Origin of the sequence: Streptomyces sp. NPDC127092 (assembly GCF_042722475.1) — a bacterium.
GTDB lineage: Bacteria > Actinomycetota > Actinomycetes > Streptomycetales > Streptomycetaceae > Streptomyces.
In genome coordinates this window covers 1-1,029 of the sequence record NZ_JBHXFE010000423.1, presented here as the reverse complement: position 1 = coordinate 1,029, position 1,029 = coordinate 1, and the positions used below count along the sequence as shown (strand labels likewise).

Sequence of the window (1,029 nt, the reverse complement as noted above, 5' to 3'; positions counted from 1 at the left end):
CCCGATCGCGGAGATGTACGCCGACGGTTCCTCGGTCATCACAAAGCACGCGGGCACCGGCGGAATGGTCTCGGTCGGCACCGTCACCGCCCAGTTGGTGTACGAGGTCGGCGAACGCAACTACCTCAACACCGACGTGACCCTCGACCTCGGGTCGATCGAGTTGACCCAGGAAGGGCCCGGTCGCGTGCGATTGTCGGGTGTTCGAGGTCAGGCTCCACCGCCCACCGTCAAGGTAACGATGAACTGCGTCGGAACCTACAACCAGTCGATGACGTTCGCCATCCCCGGCGACGACGTCGAAGCCAAGGCCGCACTGGCGCAGGCGGGGATGCTCGAGGCTCTCGGTGGAGCCGAGCAGTTCGATTCGGTGGACTTCCGGCTCGTCCGGACCGACCAGCCCGCCGCGGCACTGAACGAGTTGTCTGTGGCCAAGCTGGTGGCGACATTCTCCTCGTACGACAAGGAGAAGCTCGGTCGGCGGATCTTCGACGCGGCGATGAGCCTCGCGCTGTCCAGTTATCCGGGAATCTATTTCCAGGACGAGAAACAGCAGCGCCCAACCCAAACCGGTCTGGCCTGGCCTTGCCTCGTTCCGCAAGAACTCGTCACGGAACGAGTCGTGATGCCGGACGGCACTACTGTCGATTTCCCGGGGTCGGAGAAGAAGACGGCCGAGCCCGCTCTACGTGTTGCGGAAGCATCGCGCGACGCCGAAGGTGTGGAGGGTCCGAAACGGACAGTGTCGCTCGGCGAGGTCTTCGGATCCCGATCGGGTGACAAGGGCGCTCATGCCAACGTCGGGATCTGGGGCAGGTCGGACGACGAATATGCATGGCTCCGAGAACACCTCACGGTCGAGGGACTCCTCGCGATCTTTCCGGAGGCCAAGGGCCACGAGATCCTCAGGGTGGAGTTGCCCAACCTCAAGGCGGTGAACTTCCTCATCCGTGGACTTCTCGGCGGCGGCGCTGCCTCGGGCGGCCGTTTCGACCCGCAGGCAAAGGGTTTGGCCGAGTTCATCAGGAG

At 63.9% G+C, this 1,029-nt stretch carries 1 protein-coding gene; it reads left to right on the top strand.

The genetic code is table 11. The annotated features are described in order from the left end of the window. Positions 1-13: 13 nt before the first annotated feature. Positions 14-1,029 (top strand): acyclic terpene utilization AtuA family protein (locus ACFWJO_RS40990; protein ID WP_386873507.1); only part of this gene is annotated, 1,016 nt, incomplete at its 3' end.